The 23065-nt window shown below is 69.1% G+C and carries 16 protein-coding genes; 10 read left to right on the plus strand and 6 right to left on the minus strand.

What is annotated here, in order from left to right; all coding sequences use genetic code 11:
- Window positions 1-273 precede the first annotated feature (273 nt).
- A complete protein-coding gene (locus AB0H88_RS18565; RefSeq protein ID WP_357645886.1) occupies window positions 274-1263 on the minus strand; it encodes a LacI family DNA-binding transcriptional regulator in 990 nt (329 codons plus the stop codon).
- 141 nt (window positions 1264-1404) lie between these two features.
- Between AB0H88_RS18565 and AB0H88_RS18570 the strand changes: the two genes are divergently transcribed.
- From AB0H88_RS18570 to AB0H88_RS18595, 6 genes are read left to right on the plus strand one after another with little or no spacing between them, the layout of a single operon-like run.
- The gene (locus AB0H88_RS18570) at window positions 1405-3312 is read left to right on the plus strand and encodes a beta-L-arabinofuranosidase domain-containing protein (RefSeq protein WP_357645888.1); all 1908 of its coding nucleotides are present in this window, start codon (window positions 1405-1407) and stop codon (window positions 3310-3312) included.
- 12 nt (window positions 3313-3324) lie between these two features.
- The gene (locus tag AB0H88_RS18575; RefSeq protein ID WP_357645890.1) at window positions 3325-4695 is read left to right on the plus strand and encodes an extracellular solute-binding protein; all 1371 of its coding nucleotides are present in this window, start codon (window positions 3325-3327) and stop codon (window positions 4693-4695) included.
- Window positions 4695-5576 carry a sugar ABC transporter permease gene (locus AB0H88_RS18580; protein ID WP_357645892.1) on the plus strand — a complete coding sequence of 294 codons (882 nt, stop codon included), beginning with the start codon at window positions 4695-4697 and terminating at the stop codon, window positions 5574-5576. The genes AB0H88_RS18575 and AB0H88_RS18580 overlap by 1 nt, the downstream gene beginning before the upstream one ends.
- Entirely contained in the window at window positions 5573-6475 is a 903-nt protein-coding gene (locus tag AB0H88_RS18585; RefSeq protein ID WP_357645894.1) for a carbohydrate ABC transporter permease, read from the plus strand. Before AB0H88_RS18580 ends, AB0H88_RS18585 begins: the two co-directional genes overlap by 4 nt.
- Before the next feature lie 13 nt (window positions 6476-6488).
- Window positions 6489-8402, plus strand: a complete 1914-nt coding sequence (locus tag AB0H88_RS18590; RefSeq protein ID WP_357645896.1) for an Ig domain-containing protein — start codon at window positions 6489-6491, stop codon at window positions 8400-8402.
- Between the two features lie 16 nt (window positions 8403-8418).
- A complete protein-coding gene (locus AB0H88_RS18595; protein ID WP_357645897.1) occupies window positions 8419-9921 on the plus strand; it encodes an Ig domain-containing protein in 1503 nt (500 codons plus the stop codon).
- Between the two features lie 39 nt (window positions 9922-9960).
- Here AB0H88_RS18595 and AB0H88_RS18600 read toward each other — a convergent pair whose 3' ends face one another.
- Window positions 9961-11226, minus strand: a complete 1266-nt coding sequence (locus tag AB0H88_RS18600; RefSeq protein ID WP_357645899.1) for a hypothetical protein — start codon at window positions 11224-11226, stop codon at window positions 9961-9963.
- Window positions 11223-12611, minus strand: coding sequence for a glycoside hydrolase family 43 protein (locus AB0H88_RS18605; RefSeq protein ID WP_357645901.1), 1389 nt, complete (start codon window positions 12609-12611; stop codon window positions 11223-11225). Before AB0H88_RS18605 ends, AB0H88_RS18600 begins: the two co-directional genes overlap by 4 nt.
- 215 nt (window positions 12612-12826) lie before the next feature.
- On the opposite strand from AB0H88_RS18605, the gene AB0H88_RS18610 reads away from it, so the two are divergent.
- Window positions 12827-14014, plus strand: a complete 1188-nt coding sequence (locus AB0H88_RS18610) for a cytochrome P450 (RefSeq protein ID WP_357645904.1) — start codon at window positions 12827-12829, stop codon at window positions 14012-14014.
- Between the two features lie 44 nt (window positions 14015-14058).
- Window positions 14059-14718 carry a TetR/AcrR family transcriptional regulator gene (locus AB0H88_RS18615; RefSeq protein WP_357645905.1) on the plus strand — a complete coding sequence of 220 codons (660 nt, stop codon included), beginning with the start codon at window positions 14059-14061 and terminating at the stop codon, window positions 14716-14718.
- A 21-nt stretch (window positions 14719-14739) separates the two neighbouring features.
- Here the strand turns inward: AB0H88_RS18615 and AB0H88_RS18620 are convergent, their stop codons facing one another.
- From AB0H88_RS18620 to AB0H88_RS18630, 3 genes are all read right to left on the minus strand, one after another.
- Entirely contained in the window at window positions 14740-15858 is a 1119-nt protein-coding gene (locus tag AB0H88_RS18620) for a LacI family DNA-binding transcriptional regulator (RefSeq protein WP_357645907.1), read from the minus strand.
- Window positions 15855-18722: a glycoside hydrolase family 3 C-terminal domain-containing protein gene (locus AB0H88_RS18625; protein ID WP_357645909.1), complete on the minus strand. Its 2868-nt coding sequence runs from the start codon at window positions 18720-18722 to the stop codon at window positions 15855-15857. The genes AB0H88_RS18620 and AB0H88_RS18625 overlap by 4 nt, the downstream gene beginning before the upstream one ends.
- Window positions 18723-18884: 162 nt before the next feature.
- Window positions 18885-20069 carry an ROK family transcriptional regulator gene (locus tag AB0H88_RS18630; protein ID WP_357645912.1) on the minus strand — a complete coding sequence of 395 codons (1185 nt, stop codon included), beginning with the start codon at window positions 20067-20069 and terminating at the stop codon, window positions 18885-18887.
- Window positions 20070-20381: 312 nt separating this feature from the next.
- On the opposite strand from AB0H88_RS18630, the gene AB0H88_RS18635 reads away from it, so the two are divergent.
- Together AB0H88_RS18635 and AB0H88_RS18640 are read left to right on the plus strand one after the other, a co-directional pair.
- The gene (locus tag AB0H88_RS18635) at window positions 20382-22037 is read left to right on the plus strand and encodes an extracellular solute-binding protein (protein WP_357645914.1); all 1656 of its coding nucleotides are present in this window, start codon (window positions 20382-20384) and stop codon (window positions 22035-22037) included.
- A complete protein-coding gene (locus AB0H88_RS18640) occupies window positions 22024-23064 on the plus strand; it encodes an ABC transporter permease subunit (RefSeq protein WP_357645916.1) in 1041 nt (346 codons plus the stop codon). Before AB0H88_RS18635 ends, AB0H88_RS18640 begins: the two co-directional genes overlap by 14 nt.
- The last annotated feature ends 1 nt before the right edge of the window (window position 23065 follow it).

A 23065-nucleotide genomic window follows, 5' to 3' on the forward strand; every position in this document is an offset into this window, starting at 1 on the left:
TCCGGCAATCACTGCGGCGATAATGACCGGCACCTCCTGAATTCGAAATGCGCCCGCCCACCGGCCTTTGGCCGCCGCGGCGGCGGGTGCGCGGCGGGAGATGGCGATCAGAGTCGGCCGGCTGCCTTTAAGGCCGTACGGCCCGCCGGTCCAGGCGAGGGGACCGGTGGCACGGCCGTCAGCCGACGTTGCCCAGACACTCCAGGTTCGCTCCGAATGTCCGACCGCCTCACCGCTTGACCAAAAGTGAGTCGCCAACTTCCAGGCGACCCCTCAGGCGCGGGTCGACTCCCGCAGCACCAGGCTGCACGGCATCCGCCGTACCCCTCCCTGGTGCGGTACGCCGCCGATCACGTCCAGCAGGTGCGTGGCGGCCGCGCGTCCGATCTCACCCAGGTTCATGTCGACCGTGGTGAGCGGCGGCCGTGAGCCGAGCGCCATCGGCGCCCAGTTGTCGAAGCCCACCAGCGCCACGTCGTCGGGGATGCGCCGGCCACGATCCCTGAGCGTCTCGGCGACCCCTCTGGCGATCTGGTCGCTGCCGCAGAACACCGCGTCGACCTCCGGCTGGGTGCGGAGCAGGATGTCGGCGCCCTGCCGCCCCCACTCCTCCGACCACTCCCCGAACAGCGTCTCGCCCGCCGCCGTCGCCCCCGCCTCCGCCAGGGCGTCGGCGAACCCCGCCGCGCGCGTCCGCGCGGCCAGGAACCGCTGCGGCCCGGTGATGTGGCCGACCCGCCGCCGCCCGGTGGCCAGCAGATGCCGTACGGCCAGGAGGCTCCCACCCAGGTCGTCGGGGATCACCGAGAAGTCGGTGGGCTCCGTCGACTGGGTCATGGCGTAGACGACCGGGACGGGCAGGCCGGTGCCGATGCTCGGCCGGGGCTCGGTACGCCGGCCGGTGACGATGATGCCCTCCACCCGCCTGGCCAGGAGACGCTCGACGTAGTGCTGCTCCCTGATCGGGTCGTCGCGCGTGTCGCACATGAACACCGAGATCTGGCCGGCGCCCAGCGCGTCCTCGGCGCCGAGCATGACCGGGATGCTGAAGCGCCCGAAGCTGTCGCACGTCACCAGGCCGACGGTGAAGGTACGGCCGTGCAGCAGTCCCTGGGCGAGCTTGTTCGGCCGGAACTCCAGACGCTCGGCGGCGGCGATCACCCGCGCCCTGGTCTCCTCGCGCAGCCGGCCCTGGCCGTTGAGCGCCTTGGACGCCGTGCCGATCGACACTCCGGCGGCCGCGGCGACCTCACGGATGGTCACTGCGCGCTGGGAAAATTCAGACAACCGGTTTCCCTTCCTCAACATCCTGGTCACGGTCCAACCACCCAGAGGGTTGACCAGTGATGTGTAACACCTTACTGTTCGCCAAGGAAAGCCTATTCCCCATGTGCGAGGAGTTCGATGGACCAGGCCTGCGGCCCTGCCGTACCGACCGCGGAATCGAAGGCCGTGCAGCGGCCGCTGGGCATCCACGACGTCGTGATCACCGGTGGTCCGTTCGGACGGTGGCAGAGCGTCAACCGCGCGGCGAGCATCCCGCTCGGGCTGGAGCAGATGGAAGAGGCGGGCAGCCTGCCCAACCTGCGACTGGCCGGAGCCGGTGCGGCCGGCGAGGGCGAGTTCCGCGGCTACCGCTTCCAGGACTCCGACCTGTACAAGCAGCTCGAGGCCGTCGCCTGGGAGCACGCCAGGCGCCCGTCGGCGGAGTACCCGCAGTTCGTCGAGCAGGCGGCCGAGGTGCTCAAGCGCGCTCAGCGGCCCGACGGCTACCTCAACTCCCACTACCAGGTCGTCAAGCCGGACAAGATCTACGCCGAGCTCGAGTACAGCCACGAGATGTACTGCGCGGGCCACCTGTTCCAGGCCGCCGTCGCCGCCACCCGCGCGGGCACCGGCGCGGAGCTGCTCGAGGTCGCCCGGAAATTCGCCGACCACCTGGCGGAGGTCTTCCTGCGCGGTGGCGACGACGGCATCGACGGGCACGCCGAGGTCGAGACCGCGCTGGTGGAGCTCTATCGGGTCACCGGCGAGCGCTCCTACCTGGACCTGGCCGCGAAGCTGATCGACAACCGGGGCAAGGGGCTCATCCGCGACAGCGGGCTCGGCATCCTGTACGCCCAGGACCACCTTCCGGTCAGGGAGGCGGACACGGCGGTCGGGCACGCGGTGCGCCAGCTGTACCTGGAGGCGGGCATCGTCGACGTCTACCTGGAGACCGGCGACGAGTCGCTGCTGGAGTGCTCGGTCCGGCGCTGGGAGGACCTGGTCGCCACCAAGACCCACCTGACCGGGGGCATGGGCAGCCGCCACTCCGACGAGGCGTTCGGTGACCGCTGGGAGCTGCCGCCGGACCGCGCCTACAACGAGAGCTGCGCGGCCATCGCCAGCATCCACTGGAACTGGCGGCTGCTCCTGGCCACCGGCCACGGCCGCTACGCCGACCTGATCGAGCGCACGCTCTACAACGCCTTCGCCGCCTCGACCTCGGCGGACGGCATCCGCTTCTTCTATGTCAACCCGCTCCAGCGCAGGGACGACCACGTCGAAGGAGCCTACGCCGGTCGGCGGCGCGAGTGGTTCGCCTGTGCCTGCTGCCCGCCCAACATCATGCGGCTCGTCTCCTCCCTCGGCGGCCACGTCGCGACGACCACCGAGAACACCCTGCTCGTCCATCAGTACATGCCGGGGACCATCACCGACGGCGAACTCACGCTGGCCGTCGCCACCGACTACCCCTGGGACGGCCGCGTCACGTTCACCGTGGAGCGCGCGCCCGGCACGCCGTGGTCGCTGGCGCTGCGGGTGCCCGCGTGGAGCGCCTCCACCACGGTGACGGTCGGCGGCGAGTCGGCGGTGGCCGTGCCGGACGAGCGCGGCTACGTCGTGCTGACCCGCGAGTGGCGGGCGGGCGACAGCGTCGAGCTGGAGCTGGACATGGCGCCCCGGCTCGTCCACCCGCATCGCCGCGTCGACGCCGTCAGGGGATGCGTCGCCGTGGAGCGCGGGCCGCTCGTCTACTGCTTCGAGCAGGCCGACCAGCCCGAAGGCGTGGACCTTCCGGACCTGGCGCTGCCCGCGGGCGCCGAACTGCGCGTCCTGGACAAGGACGACCTCGACGGCGTCGGGCGCACCGTCCTGATCGAGGCCGACGCCCAAGTCGTTTCTCAGCCGGTGGGCGGCCTGCCGTACACCACCACACCCCCCGGGGAGCTCTCCACCGGCTCCCGCGTGACCGCCACGGCGATCCCCTATTACCAGTGGGACAACCGCGACGGCCGCGGGATGCGGGTCTGGATCCCCCTCGCGTAAAGGAATCACCGCATGAATAGACGTGACCTCTTCAAGATCGGCGGTCTCGCGGCGCTCGGCGCGGCGGCGTCCGCGTGCGGGAGCGGCGGCGGCGGAGCATCGAGCGGCGCCAAGCAGCTGCAGTTCATGTACTGGGGCTCCACCTTCGAGCAGAAGGCCGTGGAGAAGATGCTCAGGCAGTTCGAGCAGAAGAAGCCGGGCGTCAAGGTCAAGGCGCTGTTCACCCCCGACGAGTACGACGTCAAGCTCAACACCCTGGTGGCCAGCGGCCGGGTGCCGGACGTCGGCTACGTGCCGATGGCCATGTCCTTCCGCTTGGCCGAGCAGGGCAAGCTGGTCGATCTGTTCCCCTACCTGAAGAAGTATCCGCAGCTGGCCGGCTATCTGCCGGATGCCTACCTCTGGTACGGCCAGGACAAGCTACACGGCGTGGCCACGGCCAACGAGGTCGAGCTGCTCTGGTACAGCAAGCAGGCCATCGCCGATGCCGGCATCGCTCCCCCACCCGCTGACGCCGCCTCCGCCTGGACGTGGGACCAGATGGTGCAGAACGCCTACAAACTCACCATCGACCAGAACGGCAAGCATCCCGACGAGTCAGGCTTCGACCCCAAGCAGATCAAGCAGTTCGGCATCTCCAGCAGCATCACCTACGGCGCGGCCTGGTACGGCTTCCTGCGCGGCAACGGCGGCGACTTCGCCGACGAGGCCGGCAAGCGGTGCCTGCTCGACTCACCCGAGGCGATCAAGGTGTTCCAGAACCTGCAGGATCTCATCTACAAGCACCGGGTCATGCCTGGCCCAGGCCAGCTCGCCGCCACCGGCGACGACGTGCCCGGCACGAACATCCTGCTCAAGACCAAGCGCGTGGCCATGGTGGTCGACGGCCACTGGTCACTGCTCGACATGAACGAGAGCAAAACCGACTTCGGCCTCGGTGTGCTGCCCAAATACGCGGAGCCGTTCACCGCCACCCAGGTGGCGGGCGCGTCGGCGGTGTTCGCCGGGACCAAGCACGTGGAGGAGGCCGTCGAGCTGTTCGCCTTCCACAACGACCCGCGCTACGTCGACCTGTACAAACAGGGCCTGTGGATGCCGCAGGAGAAGAAGTACTACGAGGACCAGGCGTCCATCGACTCCTGGACGAAGAACGACGTGCACCCACCGGAGTTCAGGACCGCGGTCGTCGACTTCGCGCGCGACCACGGCGTGCCGGTCTTCGGCAACCGGGTCAAGAACATGACGACGATCAGCTCTGACGTCCTCACTCCCGCCCTCCAGGAGATCGAGTCCGGCAAACGGCCCGCGGCGGAGATACTCAAGGCCGCGGCGCCCAAGATCACCGGGATGCTGCAGGGCTGGCAGCACACGCAGGCGCTCTGATGCGCAGGTTCGAGACGCGGTGGGGCATCCTCATGGCGTTGCCGGCCATCCTCGGGTTCGTCATCTTCACGCTCGGCCCGATGGTCGCCTCGTTCTTCTTCAGCCTGACCGACTGGCAGATCGGCGGCAGCCCGTCGTTCGTCGGCCTGGACAACTACACCAGGATGGCCAATGACGAGCTGTTCTGGAAGTCGCTGAGCGCCACGACGTACTACACGCTCGGCGCGGTGCCGCTCACGCTGATCGTCAGCTTCGCGGTCGCCATGCTGCTCAACCAGAAGGCGCGCGGTCTGTCGCTCTGGCGGACGATCTTCTATCTGCCGACGCTGGTCCCGGCGATCGCCAACGTGGTGCTCTGGATCTGGATCTTCAATCCCGACTTCGGGCTGCTCAACTCGCTGCTGCGCCAGGCGGGGCTGCCGACCTCCCAGTGGGTCTACAGCGAGGAGATGGCGATCCCGTCGCTGATCATCATGAGCACCTGGGGCTTCGGCAACACCATGGTGATCTTCCTGGCCGGGCTGCAGGGCGTGCCGCGCCACCTGTACGAGGCGGTGTCGATCGACGGGGGCGGCCCGTTGCGCCGCTTCTGGCACGTGACGCTGCCGATGATGACGCCCACCATCTTCTACAACCTGGTGGTGGGCGTGGTCGGCACCTTCCAGGTGTTCAACCAGGCGTACGTGATGACCGAGGGCGGGCCCAACCACGCCACGCTCTTCTACGTCTACTACCTCTTCCGCAAGGCCTTCACCGAGAGCGAGATGGGCTACGCCAGCGCGCTCGCCTGGGTGCTTTTCATGATCATCATGGTGGTGACGTTCCTGATGTTCCGCAACGCCCGCCGCTGGGTCTACTACGAGATGGCAGGTGCCCGATGACCACGCTGGCGGCGCGGGAGAGGACCCGCGCGAAGGGCGTGGCGCCGACCCAGGGCCTGCGGCGGCCGCGCAGGTACGGCAGGGCGCTGCTGTACGTGGCGCTGGTCGCGGGCGCGATCCCGACCCTGCTGCCCTTCGTCTGGCTGGTGCGCAGCGCGCTGATGACCGACAGCCAGATGTTCGTCGCGCCGCCGGAATGGATCCCGCGCCCGTTCCAGTGGTCGAACTTCGGCGAGGCGCTCACCGCCCAGCCGTTCGGCCTCTACCTGGTCAACACGGTGATCATCGCGGTGATCTGCGTGCTCGGCACGGTGTTCACCTGCTCGGTGGCCGCCTTCAGCTTCTCCCGGCTGCGGTGGAAGGGGCGCAACGTCGTCTTCGCGCTGCTGCTGACCGGCGTCATGCTGCCGTACGCGGTGACGATCATCCCGACGTTCGTCATGTGGCAGGAGCTGGGCGCGCTGAACACCTTCGTCCCGCTCACCGTGCCCGCCTGGTTCGCCGGGGCGGGCGGCGGGGTGTTCAACGTGTTCCTGCTGCGGCAGTTCTTCCTGACGATCCCCTTCGAGCTCGACGAGGCCGCCTACATCGACGGGGCGTCGCCGTGGCGGGTGTACTGGACGATCGTCATGCCGCTGTCCAAGCCGGCCATCATCGTGGTCACCATCTTCACCTTCATCGGCACGTGGAACGACTTCCTCGGCCCGCTGCTGTATTTGCAGGACGAGGAGAAGTACACGCTCTCGCTCGGGCTGGCCTCGTTCCAGAGCGTCTTCATCACCCAGTGGGGCTACCTGATGGCGGCCTCGGCGGCCGTCATCGTGCCCATCGTGGCCCTGTTCTTCTTCCTCCAGCGGTACTTCATCGAGGGAGTCACGCTCACCGGCATCAAGAACTGAAAGGTGGCACGCCATGAAGCGATTAGCCGTCGCGCTCCTGTTGCTGAGCTCCTTGTTCGTCGGAGTGCAACCCGCGCACGCCCTGTCCGCCGCCCAGGTCGTCGACATGTTCGGCAGAACGGTCAACACCTACGGCGTCAAGCTCGTCGACTGGGAGGGGTACCTGGCCAACCCGTACATCCAGCTGACCGTCAAACCCCCGCAGGACGCCCAGTTCCCCGTCACGATCGACCTCAAGGCCGAGGGCACCTCGCGGCTGATGATGGACCTGCCCAGCCAGCTCACCGCGACGGGCGCCACCAAGACGCTGACGTTCGCGAACGCGTCGGAGCAGAAGACGTTCAAGCTGGAGATCGCCTCCAAGCGCGGCGCGGGCCAGGACGAGCTGCACACGCTGAAGCTGGCGATCAGGGACGGCAGCGGCGCGACGTTCCAGCAGTCAATGCCGATCAGGGTCCAGCAGGACGAGAAGACCGCCCTGCAGCCGACGATCCCGATCAACTTCGACTACCGCTATGACACGGTCACCGGTTACTTCTCCGACCCGGCCTTCAGGACCGCCGCCGAGGAGGCCGTCAAGGACTGGTTCAGGTTCTTCGACGTGACGCCCTTCGACACGGTGGCGGCCGGGACCGAGAACAACCACCTGCCGGGCAACGACTGGCAGAACGAGATCACGGTCACCAACAACGCCGCCTACAACGGCATGTACGTCTTCTTCCGCGGCATCCAGTCGCCCTACTCGACCGGCTACCCGGCCGCCAACGGCAAGTACTTCACCAGGAACAACCAGCAGGTCGCGGGCCCGCTCCACCGCTCCACCGCGATGATCTTCGAGTACGACGAGGCGAACAAGCAGCTGTTCACCTCCCTGGCCGACGAGGACTGGTACAAGACCGACATCGCCGGCTCGGTCCTCGACGTCGAGGGCCTGGTCATGCACGAGTACGGCCACGCCGTCGCCTACCACAGCGACTGGGCCGGGATGCGCTCCTACGTCAGCGGCGGCGGCAACGACCCGGACGTCGTCGACTACATGGGCTACGCCGTCCCGCTCGACAGCAGCTACCACATCCCCGGCGACCAGCGTAACTGGGACCGGCTGAGTGGGCAGAGCGGCGGCTGGACGCACTACTTCCCGACCCGCCGGTGGATGCTCACCAAGCTCGCCCTGCTGGTGGCCGAGAACGCGGGCTGGAAGCTGAACCGCAACCTGACCCCGTTCCTCAAGCCGTCCATCACCACCGCCTCCCTGCCGCAGGCCACGCCCGGCCAGAGCTACACGCAGACGCTCGCCGCCAAGGGCGGGGTGCCGTTCTACGACTGGCAGGTCACCAGCGGCTCGCTGCCCGCCGGGCTCAGCCTCGACCGCTTCACCGGCACGATCAGCGGCACGCCCACCACGGCCGGGACCTCGACCTTCACCGTGCAGCTGCGTGACTACGACAGCAGGAGCACGCCGGTGACCAAGTCGTTCCAGCTCCAGGTCGGCGGCGGTGGCCCCACGCCCGTCAACCTGGCCACGAGCGCGACGCCGTCCGCGTCCTACACCTCGTCGTGGGAGAGCGTCGCGGCGATCAACGACGGCATCGACCCGCCGAGCTCCAACGACACCGTCAACCGCCGCTGGGGCACCTGGCCCAACACCGGCGCGCAGTGGGCCGAACTGACCTGGCCGGCCGCGCAGACGATCCGGTCGGCGGACGTGTACTTCTTCGACGACAACGACGGTGTGCGCCTGCCGGCCTCCTGGAAGCTCCAGTACTGGAACGGCACCGCGTACGCGGACATCCCGGGCACTTACCCGACCGCGCTCAACGCCTACAACCACGTGACGTTCACCGGTGTGAACACCACCAAGCTCAGGGTCGCGCTCCAGAGCGGCCAGGCATCCGTCGGACTGCTGGAAGTGAAGGCATTCGCTTGAGAAGAAAGAACGCTCAGTGAAAAAAATCGGCGTAGTTACCGTCCTGGCCGGGCTCGTGGGCGCGCTCTCCGTGCCCACGCCCGGCCTGGCGGCCCGCCAGGCGGCCCCGGCGCTGGACGTGTTCGACATCTTCTACCGCAACGTCAACGACCATGGCGTCCGGCTCGTGGACTGGCAGGGCTACCTGGCCAACCCGTACATCGAGCTGACCGTGCGGGCGCCGAAGGTGGCCGGCATCGCCTACCCGCTGACCGTCGACCTCAAGGCCGAGGGCACCTCCAGACTGATGCTCAACATGCCGAGCGAGCTCACCGCGACCGGCGCGACCAAGACCTTCACCCTCACCGGCCCGGCCGACCGCGAGGTCGTCCGGCTGGCCATCCACTCCAAGCAGGGCCCCGGTCAGGACGAGCGGCACAAGTGGGTCATGAAGACCACCGACGCGACCGGCGCCACGATCACCCAGACGATGCCGATCACGGTCCAGCAGGACGAGAAGACCGCCCTGCGGCCGACGATCCCCATCGACTTCGACTACCGCTACGACACGATCACCCGCTACTTCTCCGACCCGGGCGTGCGCAAGGCCGCGGAGACGGCGGTACGGAACTGGTTCGCCTTCTTCGACCTCAAGCCGTTCGACACCGTCCCCGCCGGGGACGAGGTCAACAAGCTGCCGGGCGACGACTGGCAGAACGAGGTCGAGGCCACCAACGCCAAGCCGTACAACGGCATGTACGTCTTCTTCCGCGGCATCCAGACGCCGTACTCGACCGGCTACCCGACCATCAACGGCAAGTTCCACACCCAGAACGGCAAGCCCACCCCCTACCACCGCTCGACCAGCATGATCCTGGAGTACGACGAGCAGCTCATGAAGCTGGTCAGCTCGCTGGCCGACGAGGACTGGTACAAGAGCGACCTCGGCCAGGTCATCGACGTGCACGGCCTGGTCATGCACGAGTACGGCCACGCCGTCGCCTTCCACAGCGACTGGGAGGGCATGGCGAAGTACGTCGAGAGCAAGGGCAAGGACGACCAGGAGGTCATCGACTACCAGGGCTACCCGGTCCCGCTGGACACCAGCTATCACGTGCCCGGTGACGAGCCGTACTGGGACCGGCTCAGCGGCCAGAGCGGCGGCTGGCGCCACGTCTTCCCGACCAGGCAGTGGGAGCTGACCAAGCTGACACTGCTGATCGCGGAGAACGCCGGCTGGAAGCTGAACAGGAAGCTGACCCCGTTCCTCAAGCCCTCGATCGAGACCGCCTCGGTCAAGGCCGGCAAGGCGGGCGCCGGCTACGACCAGCGGCTCCAGGCCAAGGGGGGTGTGCCCTTCTACGACTGGCAGGTCACCGGCGGCGCGCTGCCCGAAGGGCTGGTCCTCGACCGGTTCACCGGCGCGATCACCGGCAAGCCCGCCGCGGCGGGCACCTTCTCCTTCACCGTGCAGCTAAGGGACTACGACAAGCTCAGCACGCCCGTGACCCGCGACTACAAGCTCACCGTCAACGCGTGAGAAGGGCGGCGGCCACGGAGGCCGCCGCCCTCTTTCAGGTCAGCGCCCGTAGCGGCTCTTCAGGTGCCGCCACCAGTCGCGCAGCATCCAGGCGTCGAAGTCGGTGATCGAGGTCGCGCTGCCGGCCTTCATCAGGAAGCAGCACACCCCCGTCGGAGTCCAGTCGTAGAAGTCATCCAGACCGAACGAATGGCCCATCTCGTGCAGCAGGATGTGCACGTTGTCGGTGTTGAGGTTGCTCATGTAGTACTCGCTGCCGATGCGCTGGCCCCAGTCACCGCCCGCGCCACCGCCGAAGCCCGCGGTGAGCCACAGCGACATGTCGTAGTGGTGGGACGCGCCACCGGGACAGTTCGGGTAATTGCCGCTCTGGTTGAAGAAGCGCCCGCACGGCTCGGCGCACTGCGGCGCGTCCTCGCGGATGTTGTTGACGTAGACGTCGACCGAGTTGTCGCTCCACTGGAGCTGGGCGCGGTCGCGCACGGCCCAGCCGACGACCTTGACCGGCACGTTGGTGTAGGGCCAGTTGTTGTGCCCGGCCATCACGTCCATCCACTTCTTGAACTGCCTGGCCAGCGTCGCCTGGATCTGGTCACGCTGGGCGGCGGTCACCGTGGCGGAGCTGTCCCAGCGCACGCAGTAGTTGATCGAGCCGCCGTTGGCCATGACCTGGTCCCAGCCGTAGTTGCGGAAGCCGTACAGGTCGGGATAGGTGCTCTCGACATGCGACCAGACCTCGTTGAGCGGCGTGACCAGGTTGGCGGGCGGGTTCCAGGTGCTCGGGCTGCCGCCGCCACCCGGGTCGTTGGTGAACGCCTTGACCTCCAGCAGGCCGACCGAGCCCTGGCCGCTCTGCAGGAGTACGCGCAGCCGCGTGGTGCTCACCTGGCCGAACGTCACCTTGTTGTAGGCGTTGATCGCCGTGGGGTAGCCGGTCGCGTTCGGCACGTCGTTGTAGGCGCTGCCGGTCCAGTACTGCAGCTTCCACGAGGCGGGGACGCGCACGCCGCCGTTGTCGTCGAAGAAGTACACCTGGGCGGCCCTGAGCGTCTGCGCCTGGGCCCAGGTCAGCTCGGCCCACTGCTGGCCGGTGTTGGGCCAGGTGCCCCAGCGGCGGTTTACGGTGTCGTTGGAGCTCGGCGGGTCGATGTTGTCGTTGAGCGCCGCGACGCTCTCCCACGAGGAGGTGTACGACGCGCTCGGGGTCGCCGTCGTGGCCAGGTTGACCTCGGCGGCCATGGCGCGACCGGCGGGGACGAGGAAGAAGCTCAGTAACAGGATCGGGAGCACTGCCATACGTTTCATCGCGGTACCTGCCATTCGAGGACGCCGGTCGAGAAGCCGGTCTTCGAGGTGACGCTCAGCCGGAGCCTGGTCGTCGAGACCGCCGTGAACGTCGTGGTGTTGAAGGTGTTGGCCGCCACTCCGCAGGCCGACTGTCCGGGCACGTCCACGTACGCGCTGCCGTTCCAGTACTGGACCTTGCACGAGGCGGGCAGGTCGATGCCCTGGTCATCGTCGAACCAGTAGACGCCGACCCGGTTGACGGTCTGCGCGGACGGCCACTGGTACTCCAGCCACTCGGTGCCCTGGTGGTCCCAGTTGCCGTAGGCGCCGTGGCTGTGGTCGGCCGAGTTGGCGGGGGTGAAGCCGTCGTTGACCGCGCCGAGTGTCTCCCACGGCGAGACGTAGGAGGTGGACGCCGTCGCGCTGAGCGCCAGGTTGGAGCTGGCGGGGCCCGTCGTCTGCACGACCTTCTGCATGGTGCCGTCGGCGTTCCAGTACAGCTTGTCGAGCGTCACCGAGCGGCGGAAGTCGCCGCCTCCCGGGCTGCCCGCGTTGTGGTAGACCATGTACCACTGGCCCTTGAACTCGATGATGGCCGGGTGGTTGGTGGTCGAGGAGACCTGGTCGAGCACCACTCCCCGGTGCGTCCACGGTCCCAGCGGGTTGCTCGCGGTGGCGTAGCGGATGCACGCGTAACCGGGCGCGGAGCAGGCCGAGTCGTTGGCGGAGTAGGCGAGGTAATAGGTGCCGTTGCGCTTGAACATCCAGGGCGCCTCCCAGAAGTTCGACACGCCGCTCGGCGTGACCACGCCGCCGTCGAGGTTGATCATGTCGGGCTTGAGCTTGGCGGCGCGCAGGCCGTAGTAGGAGCCCCAGTAGATGTAGGCCTGGCCGTCGTCGTCGGTGAAGACGGTCGGGTCGATGTTGAGCGGCGAGGAATTGGGGGTGCTGTCGCTGATCAGCGGGCCGCCCTTGGCGTCGTGGAAGGGGCCGAGGGGGCTGTCGCCGACCGCCACGCCGATGTCCATCCAGCCGGCGCCGTTGCCGTTGACGGGGGCGTACCAGTAGTACTTGCCGTTGCGCGGCTCGACCTCACCCGCCCACGCATCGGCGCCCGCCCAGGAGAAGTCCGCAAGTTTCAGTTTCGCGCCCTGGTCCGTCCAGGTCGTCGCGTCGCCGGAAGTGAAGACGTGCCAGTCCCGCATGACGAAGTTCGTGCCGCCGGCGGGCGCCTCGTCGTGACCCGTGTAGAGGTACATCGTGTCGCCCACCACCAGCGCCGCCGGATCGGCGGTATAGATGGAGGTGGTGATCGGCGCGGCGGCGGGAGCCGGGACCGCGGTGACGAGGACCAACCCGGCGGCGGCCGCCACGGTCAAGGCCATGGTTCTCAGACGTCTCACGTTAGAGCACTCCTTTTCTGAGCTAGCGATTGCTTGGTTAGCGCTAACATTTTGGATCCCGAATCTGTGCGACTAGCGGGGCGTCGTCGAGTGTTAGCGATACCACCAAGGTCGTCAAGACCCAATGTTTACCGGGATGGTCTTGCGGCTAATCGATAGGTTGCTATCGTTTCTTGTCAGGGTATTTCGTGACGACCGGTCATCCTGGGGGATACGTGAGCGACATCTCAACGCTGCCTCTGTACATGCGGCGGACAGAGTTCAGTCCCGCCGCCGAGCTGGCGGAGGTGCGGGAGAAGGAAGGGATCACCCGCGTCACCACCTCGTTCGGCATCGACGCCTGGCTGGTGACCCGCTACGCCGACACGCGCGCGGTGCTGGGCGACGCCGAGCGGTTCAGCAACGCCCGCCAGACCGTCTTCCAGCCGCCCGGCGCGACGGAGGAGGAGCTCAAGGTGCTCCGCGCCGGCAACCTGCTCTCCTTCGACCCGCCCGAGCACAGCCGGCTGCGCCGGTTCCTGACGCCGGAGTTCACCATCCGCCGGATGAAGCGGCTGGAGCCGCGGATCAAGGACATCGTCGAAGAACACCTCGACGCCATGGAACGAGCCGGCTCACCCGTCGACCTGGTGTCGTCGTTCGCGCTGCCGATCCCGTCGCTGGTGATCTGCGAACTGCTGGGCGTGCCGTACGCCGACCGCACGGAGTTCCAGCGCAGGACCGGCCGGCTGCTGGACGTGTCGCTGCCCATGGACGAGCGCCTCAAGCTGCAGCAGGAGTCGCGCGCGTACATGACCGAGCTGGTCACCGGCATCCAGGCCGACCCCGGCGAGGAACTGCTGGGCATGCTCGTGCGCGAGCACGGCGACGACCTGACCACGAACGAGCTGATCGGCATCGGCAACCTCCTGCTGATCGCCGGGCACGAGACCACCTCCAACATGCTCGGCCTGGGCACGCTGGCCCTGCTCCGGCAGCCGGACCAGCTGGACCTGCTCATGAAGGAGCCCGAGCGGATCGAGGCCACCGTGGAGGAGCTGATGCGCTGGCTCAGCATTCTCCATGCCAGCATCGGCAGGGTGTGCACCACGGAGACCGAGGTGGCCGGTCAGACGATCCAGCCCGGCGACCTGGTGATGTGCTCGCTGCCCCTCGCCAACCGCGACCCCGCCTTCATGGACGAGGCCGACGAGCTGGACATCACCCGCGGCGCGCCCGGCCACCTCGCCTTCGGCCACGGCGTGCACCACTGCCTGGGCGCCCCGCTGGCCCGGATGGAGATGCGGATCGCCTTCCAGGCCCTTTTCCAGCGCTTCCCCGGGCTGCGTACCGTCGCGCCCATCGCGGACTTCCGCTCCTTCCACGTCGTGTACGGGCTGGCCTCGCTCGAGGTGGCCTGGTAACGCTGCCATGGAGTGACGGCGTGGATGCTGCTAGCGTTCGGCATGTGCCAGAGCAGCGACGTCGTGCGGACGCACTGCGTAACTCCGACAGGATCATCAGGGCGGCGATCACCGCCCTGCACGAGTCGGGCACGGCCGTCCCGCTGGAGGAGATCGCCCGCCGCGCCGGAGTCGGCATCGCCACCGTCTACCGGCGCTTCGGCGACCGCGACGGCGTGATCCTGGCCTGCTTCGAGACCTACTTCGCCGAGGAGATCGAGCCGGTCCTCCAGGCCGCCCGCGTGGCCGCCGACCCCAGACAGGGGCTGGCCGACGCGCTGACGGCCGTGGTCGACACGCTGTCCGGCCACCGGGCGCTCCTGTCGGCCGCCAAGGAGGCCGGGGCGTTCACGATCGGCATCGCCGAGCGGTTCATGGGGCCGCTCGGCGACGTGCTGGCCGCCGCGCGGGAGCGCGGGCTGGTCCGCGACGACCTGCTGGTCCGCGACCTGGCGGCGATCGTGGTGATGGCGCTGGCGACGACCCTCCACCACGGGGCCGACTCCGACGACCGCGCCGACCGGCGGCGCTACCTGGCGCTCCTCCTCGACGGCACCCGCCCGTCGGCCGTGCCGCTCCCCCGCCCATCCGCCGTCAACCTCTTCGCCCACAAGCCGACGGACCACTGCCCCGCCAAGGGCACCACACGCCACCACCACCGCTGACCCGACGGGCTGGCTGAGCGGTCAGGTGCTCGCGCGGACCGTCAGACGGGGGACCAGCAGGGTCGCCGGTGGCACCGCCCGGCCCGCCAGCTTCTCCATCAGCAGCCCGACGGCCTCCCTGCCGACCTCCTCGGCCGGGATCAGCACCGAGGTGAGCCGGGCGGGCTCGGCCACGTCGTCCGGGCAGATCGCCACCACCGCGAGGTCCTGCGGCACCTTGCGGCCCAGCTGCCGCAGCGAGCTCAGCACGTGGTTGACGGCCGCCTCGTTGTGCACGACCAGTCCCGACAGGCCGGGCCGGGCGGCCAGCAGTCCGCTCACGGTGGCGTGGACCTCCTCGAAGCTCTCCTCGCACGGCAGCGCCATGCCGTCGAGCCCATGCTCGGCCAGGGCGGCGGTGAAGCCTTCGAGCGTACGGCGGGCGAAGGCGGTCCCCCGCTCGTAGACCACCGCCGGCGCGCCGAGCAGGACCACCTCGTGGTGCCCGCGATCGGCCAGGTGCGCCACGCACAGCGCCCCGGCGGCGGCGAAGTCGAGGTCGACGCAGGTCACCCCGGCGGCGTCGGCGGGGAAGCCGATCAGCACGCTGGGCTCGGCGAGCCGGCGCAGCAGCGGGACCCTGGGGTCGTCGAGCTCGACGTCCATCAGCACCAGGCCGTCGACCAGCGCGCTGGCCGCGGCCCGGCGCAGCCCGTCGAGGCCCTCGTCGGCGGTCAGGAGCAGCACGTCGTGGTCGAAGTGGCGGGCGGCGGTGACCACCGAGGTGGCGAAGCGCATCAGCACCGGCACGTGCATGCCGGCCCGCAGGGGCAGTACCAGCGCGATCACGTTGGCCCGCTTGCTGGCCAGCGCCCTGGCGCCGGCGTTGGGGTGGTAGCCGAGCGTCCGCACGCTGTCGAGCACCCGCCGCCGGGTGTCCGCCGAGATCGCCCGCTTACCACTGAGCACGTACGAGACCGTGCTCACCGCCACACCCGCGTGCCGCGCCACCTCGACGATGGTGACCGCCCTGCCGGTCGCGTGCCCGGCCTCAGCACGCGCGTCCACCGCTCCCCCGTCCTCAGCGCGCGCGTCCGCTGGGTGGCCGTCCGGCATGTCGCGATCCGGCACCTGCCCGTCCACCGAGTGGCCGTCCGTCATGTGGTGGTCCGTCCGGTGCCGGCGCGGTCTCGGTCCATGCGGCCTCTGCCCGTTCGTCCCCGGTCGGCGCGTACGGCACCGGCCGATCGGGGGGCCGCCCGTCCGGTGCCGGTCAGTTCCAGTCTGCCCAGCGTGATGCCCACGTTCTCGAACACGACATAAAGATCGTGCACCCCCGAGGCTTCCGCAAGCTCGCCCGAGGACGCCGCCGGAGCGTAGCGCCCGGCCGGGGGCACCGGGATCGCGCCCAGTGTGGGGCCGTGGAGGAGGTCGTCCAGCCGGAGCGTGACCACCCCGCCCTCAGTGCTCGCGGCCTCGATCAGGCACGACGCGGCCCCGGTGAGCTCGACGTCGCGGAACAGGATCCACGCCCCCTCGGCCTCGGATCGCACCGCGTCGCCCGACACCTTGGCCGCGTCGACGAGGGCGACCGCGTCGTAGGCGTCGTGGTCCGCCGCGGCCAGGGCGCCCCGCCGGGGCGGGATGATCTCGCCCTCGACGTGGAAGGCCGCGCTCAGCCGCAGGTCGGTCGCGCTGCGGCCGACCATGAGCTGGTGCGGCGCGTCCTCGACGGCGAACCCGCCGCGCGTCACGTCCCAGAAGGCCAGGTCCCGGACGGGGAAGGTGAGCGTGACGGCCCGGCTCCCACCGGGTGCCAGTCGTACCCGCTCGAAGCCCCGCAACCGGCGCAGGGGCTGCTTGACCCGGGAACGCCGCTGGTGGGTGTAGAACTGCACGACCTCGGTGCCGGTACGCGAGCCGGTGTTGGTGACCGTGACCGTGGCGGTGACGGTCTCCTCCTCGACCGCGACGGTGAGGCCGGAGTAGTCGAACGTGGTGTAGCTGAGGCCATGGCCGAAGGGGTACAGCGGAGTGCCCCGGTAGTAGAGGTAGGTGGCGTCCGTGGCGATGATGTCGTAGTCGAGCAGGTCGGGCAGCTCGCTGGCCGAGCGGTACCAGGTCTGGGTGAGCCGCCCCTGCGGGTCGGCGTCGCCGAACAGCACGTCGGCCAGCGCGTGGCCGTACTCCTGGCCGCCGTGCGAGGACCACAGCACCGCGGGAACGTCCGGGTCCGACCAGGTGACGGGGTAGCCGCTGGTGATCACCATGACCGTGCGCGGGTTGGCCGCCCGTACCGCCCGGACGACCGCGTCCTGGGCGGGGGCCAGGGCCAGCTCCGTACGGTCCTCGGTCTCGCGGCCGTTGACCAGCGGATGGTCGCCCACCACCACGACCGCCACGTCCGCGGTGGCCGCCAGTGCGGCCGCCGCCGCGGCGCCGCTCTCGACGACCTCCACCGTCAGCCACGTGGCGGCGTCGGCGTCGTCCACCAGCCTGAAGACCCCGTCGGGGGACAGGCCGATGTAGCGGCCCGTGGAGATGTGGCGCAGGACGACGGCGCCGCGGGTGCGCTGTTCCAGCCGGAAGGTCTGGCGCACCTCCCATCCGTTCGGTCCTGGCTGGTCGTTGACCAGGACGCCGTCGTCGTCCACGGACAGGAAGCGGCCGGTGGCGACCGCGCGGAAGGCGAAGGCCCCGCCGCCCCAGTCGAACAGGTCGAAGCGGCCCCCCGGCGTCCCGATGCCCAGGGGTCCGCCGTCGAGCCCGGCCACCACCGGGCCCGCGTCGGCGGTCAGTGTGACGCGGTCGACTGCCTCGCAGAAGACGCTCTCGCAGCGCTCGGCCAGACCGGCGCGGGCGGTCACCTCGTACGGCAGCGTGCCGCTGTACCAGTCCTCCAGCAGGGTGTCGCCGAGCTGGCCGAGCACCGCGATCCGGCGGCAGGCGGCCGGCGCCAGGGGCAGCAGGCCGTCGTTCTTCAGCAGCACGATCGAGCGGGTGGCCGCCTCGCGGGCCAGCGCCTGGTGCTCGGGGCAGTTGACGACCGCCTCGGTGATGTCGTCGTACGGCGTGGCGGGGTCGAACTCGCCGAGCCGGAAGCGGATCGACAGCGTGTGGCGTACGGCGGTGTCGAGGTCGGCCTCGGTCAGCAGGCCGCGCTCCAGCGCCTGGCGCAGGTGGCCGAGGGTGGCCTCGGCGCGGTCGTCGTCCTGGGTGAAGCTGTCGAGCCCGGCCCGTACGGCGTGCGCGTACGCCTCGGCCGGGTCGTCGTAGTACCCCTGCTGCCCGGTGAGGTTGCCGGGGGCGTAGGCGTCGCTGACCACGAGCAGGTCGTCCGGCGCCCAGGCCCGCAGCACCTGCCCGATCAGCGGGCTGAGGTGCGCCGGGCGGCCGTTGACCAGGTTGTAGGAGGGCATGACCGCGACGGCGGCGCCACTCTCCAGAGCGGGCCGGTAGGCGGGCAGCTCGTACTCGTGCAGAACCCGCGGCGGCAGATTGCTGGAGGTGAGGCAGCGGTAGGTCTCGTTGTTGTAGCCGAGGAAGTGCTTGAGGGTGGGCGCCGTCCGCATCACGGGAGCGCTCCCACGGAGCCCTTGCGCGTAGGCCGTGGCCATGACACCGGTCAGCAACGGATCTTCGGAGTAGCCCTCCTCGTTGCGACCCCAGCGCGGATCGCGCAGCAGGTTGACCACGGGGGCCCACACGTTGCGCCCGGCGCCCGAGGGGTCCTTGTGGTGGAAGGCCAGGACCTCCTCGCCCGCTGCCTCCCCCACCCTGCGGACCAGCTCCGGATCCCAGGTCGAGGCCAGCCCCACGGCCTGCGGGAACACCGTCGCCGGACCCAGCCAGGCCAGGCCGTGCAGGGCCTCGGTGCCGGTGCGGAAGGCGCCCACACCGAGCCGCTCGACCGGCGCCTGGTACTGGTGGAGCAGCGCGAGCTTCTCGGTCACGGTCAACCGGGCCTGCAGATCGGCGATCCGCTCGGCGAGGGGGAGGTCCGGGTCGCGGAACGGTTCGTTCATGGAGCCACCTTGCTGAAAGCGTCGAAACGCTTCGACTAGCGGGGGGAGCGCGCTTCGGGTCTCTGTCGAAGCGCTTCGATAGCCGGTCCAGAAAAACCCCGCCCGTTACACGAGTGTTTCGAACGGAGTTCTTCTGAAGGGTGCACGCGTGTGCGAGCGGGGTCAAGAGATTCGCGGCAATCTTCCTGAATCGATGGAATCGAGCACCCGGGCGGCTCCGCCGAGCGCGGCCGCGTCGTAGCCAAGGGAGGAGACCACCACCTGGCAGCCGCCGGCCTCCGGCGCGATGGTGCGCTCGCCTACCTCGGCCTCCACGGCGGGCAGCAGCCAGGGCGCCAGCGGCACGTAGTAGCCCCCGAGGATCACCACCTGGGGGTTGAGCAGGTTGGCCAGGATGGCCACCCCGCGGCCGAGGTCGCGGCCCACGCCGCGGAGCAGGCCCAGGGTATGGGCGTCGCCCGCGCGGGCCCGCCGGACGACCTCCTCGATCTCCAGCTCCACCTCGACCGGCGAGGGCGAGAGGTGCTCCAGGACCGCGCCGATGCCGGCCACCGCTTCCAGGCAGCCGGAACGGCCGCACCGGCACTCCGGCCCCAGCGGGTCGATCTGGATGTGGCCGATCTCGCCGCTGTAGCCGCGCCCGCCCCGGCGCAGCCGCCCGTCCAGGATCACGCCGGCGCCCACGCCCATCTCGCCGGTGAGGTAGACCAGGTCGGTGACCGCCCCGTGGGGGCCGAACCGGTGCTCGGCCAGGGCGCCGAGGTTGGCGTCGTTGTCGGCCTGGATGGGGAAGCCGGGATCGCGCAGCGCCTTGGCGAGGTCGCCGCTGACGTCGGTGTCGAGCCAGCCGAGGTTGGGCGCGACCCGCACCACGCCCTGCCCGTCGACCAGGCCCGGCACGGCCACGGTCAGGCCGAGGATCTGCTTGTCCTCCTTGGCCATGCGGTTGACCACCCGCCGGACGATCGCTGCGACGGCGGCCACCGAACCGGGGAAGGCGCGCCGCCAGGACAGCAGCCGCTCCCCCGCCAGGTCGACGGCGACGGCCGTCACGTAGTCGACGTTGATCTCCAGCCCGATCGCCGCGTACGGCGAGCCGTCCAGCACCAGCATCGTGGCCGGCCTCCCCACCCGGTTCTCGGTCAGGCCGGTCTCCCGGACGAGCCGCCTGTCGATCAGGTCGGCGACCAGGCTCGACACGGTCGCCTTGTTCAGGCCTGTGGAGGCCGCGATGTCAGCCCGCGAGCACGGCGCGTGCTCGCGGACGAAACGCAGCACGACGGCGAGGTTGGTGGCCCGCACATCGGCGAAGTCGGCCGGCTGCGGGTCGGTCGATGAGGTGATCAAAGTCTGTCCCGTCCGTCAGGCCGTCGCGGGCGATCATGCCGCGGTACCAGTGTGCTCTGTCCTCCAGCATGCCCATACCACCCAGCGCCCCCACGCCGTCGGTGAGAGCCGCGCGGGCCCCCAGGTACGGCGGGGAGGGAGCCGTCAGCGAATCTCATCTCACTCCCGACATCAATCTGTGACCGGTGGCACACCTTGTGGTCAGCATCGCCTCGGGTTTAGTTTGTTTGGTCACTAGACGAACTAATTCTAGCCCGTTGACATCCCGTTCCGACACCCCTCACCCTGCTCCGACCAACGAAGGGAGCCGTCGTGACACCGTCGATGACTCGTCGAGGATTTCTCGGCCTGGCCGGTCTGACCACCCTCGCCGCCTGCTCCGCCCCGACCGGGACCCGGCCCGGCTCGAGCGGCGCGACCGCGGCCGCCGCGGACAAGCTGACCGGGCTCACGCCGGCGTACATCGAGTTCGCCGGCGTCAAGCCCGACCTGGCCGGCACGGTCTCCAACCTGCCGGGCGTGCCGGGCATCGCCGGCGGCTTCACCACCTACCCGGCCGGCCCCACCGCGGCGCTCACCCAGAAGGCGGGCAAGGGCGGCAGCTACAAGGCGATGACCCCGCTGTGGGGGCCGCCGCCGCCCGGACTGGCGAGCAACTCCTACTTCCAGGCGGTCAACGCCGACATCGGCGCGACGGTCGAGTTCCAGATCGCCGACGGCAACACCTACGCCGACAAGGCGATCGCCCGGCTGGCCTCCGGCGACCTGCCCGATATCTTCGCCCTGCCGAACTGGGAGATCGACAAGATGGCGGACTTCAACACCGCCGTGGACAAGGCGTTCGAGGACCTCACGCCGTACCTGCAGGGCGACAAGGTCAAGCCGTACCCGCTGCTGGCCAACCTGCCGACCGCCTCATGGGAGTGGTCGGTGTGGAACGGCAAGCTGATGGCGGTCCCCTACCCCACCGAGCCCTTCCCGTACGCCCTGCTCTACCGCAAGGACCTGTTCGACAAGAACGGCTGGAACCAGAACCCCAAGACCGCCGACGAGCTCTACCAGCTCGGCAAGACGATCACCGACGCGAAGGCCAAGCGCTGGGCGTTCGGCGACATCCACGAGATGGCCTGGCCCATCTTCGGCGTCCCGCAGGAATGGCGGTACGCCGGCGGCAAGCTCACGCACAAGTACGAGACGCCGGAGTTCGAGGAGATGCTGGCGTGGATGCGCAAGCTCTTCGCCGAGGGGCTCATCCATCCGAGCGTCGTCGGCAGCAAGGGCGCCAACGAGAAGGACCTGATCGGCGCGGGCCAGATCACCATCTACCGGGACGGCCTCGGCGCCTGGAAGGAGCTGCTCCAGCAGCACACCGGCAAGAACCCCGACTTCGCGCTGGGCGTCTTCCCGCTGTTCGCGCATGACGGCGGCACGCCGATCATGTATCACAACAACGCGGCGGGCATGTTCACCTTCATCAAGAAGGGGTTGCCGAAGGAGAAGATGGAGGAGATCCTGTCCATCCTCAACTGGTGCGCCGCCCCGTACGGGACCAAGGAGTACGAGCTCTCCAACTTCGGGATCAAGGGCAAGCACTTCACCCTCGACGCCAAGGGCATCCCGCAGAGCACCGACCTGGGCCGTAAAGAGGTCGCCTACACCTACGGCTTCCTGGGCGGCCGGCCTCTCTACGTGGACTGGCCCTTCCCCGAGGCGGCCAAGGCCAACATCGACTGGCAGAACGCCTCCTTCAAGTACATCGAGAAGACGCCGTTCGACGGGATCAGGATCCAGCGGCCGTCGAAGTACTCGGGCCTGCAGGTGCCGACCGAGGACAAGTTCACCGACATCATGCGCGGCCGCCGCCCGGTCAGTGACGCCAAGCAGATCGCGACGGAGTGGCGGCGCGACGGCGGCGACGAGGCGCGCGAGTTCTACATGAAGGTCCTTCGGGACAATGGCCGCGCCTGACCGCATCGCGGTCGAGCGGGCTGCGAACGCCGGGCCGGCGGGAGACCTGCCCTCTCCCGCCGGCTCGGGCACCACCCGGAGACGGGTTGGGAGAAGGGCCCAGAACAGGATCAAGCACGGCTCGCTGCGGGCCCGGTTCCGGCGCGACTGGCAGCTGCTGCTCATGACCGTGCCGGCGATCGGGCTGCTGCTCCTGTTCCACTACGTGCCGCTGCTCGGCAACGTGATCGCCTTCCAGGACTACTCCCCCTACGTCGGCGTCAAGGACAGCCCGTGGGTGGGGATGTCGAACTTCCAGTGGCTGATGTTCGACCAGAGCTTCTGGGACGCGACGATCAACACGCTGTCGATCACCATGTTCCAGCTGATCTTCTACTTCCCGCTGCCGATCCTGCTGGCCATCCTGCTCGACAGCGTCGTACGGCCCCGCCTGCGGCTGTTCATCCAGGGCATCGTGTACATGCCGCACTTCTTCTCCTGGGTCCTGGTCGTCACCCTGTTCCAGCAGATGTTCGGCGGCGCGGGACTGCTCGCGCAGATCCTTCGCGACCACGGCTTCGCGGGCGTGGACATCATGACAAATCCGGACACGTTTATTCTGCTGGTCACCGCGGAGACGGTCTGGAAGGACGCCGGCTGGGGGACGATCATCTTCCTGGCGGCGCTGGCGGCCATCAACCCCCACCTCTACGAGGCCGCCGCCGTGGACGGCGCCTCCCGCTGGCGGCGGCTGTGGCACATCACGCTGCCCGGCCTGCGCCCGGTGTTCGTGCTGCTGCTGATCCTGCGGCTGGGCGACGCGCTCAACGTCGGCTTCGAGCAGTTCTTCCTGCAGCGCGACGCCGTCGGCCGCGACGCCGCCGAGGTGCTCGACACGTTCATGTACTGGCGCACGCTGCTGACCGGCGAGTGGAGCTACGGCGCCGCGGCGGGCCTGGTCAAGGGCCTGGCCGGGCTGATCCTGATCCTCATAGCCAACAAGGTCGCCCACCGATTCGGCGAGCAGGGAATCTACAAACGATCATGAC

Source organism: Nonomuraea sp. NPDC050680, from assembly GCF_040654555.1.
Taxonomy (GTDB): Bacteria; Actinomycetota; Actinomycetes; order Streptosporangiales; family Streptosporangiaceae; genus Nonomuraea.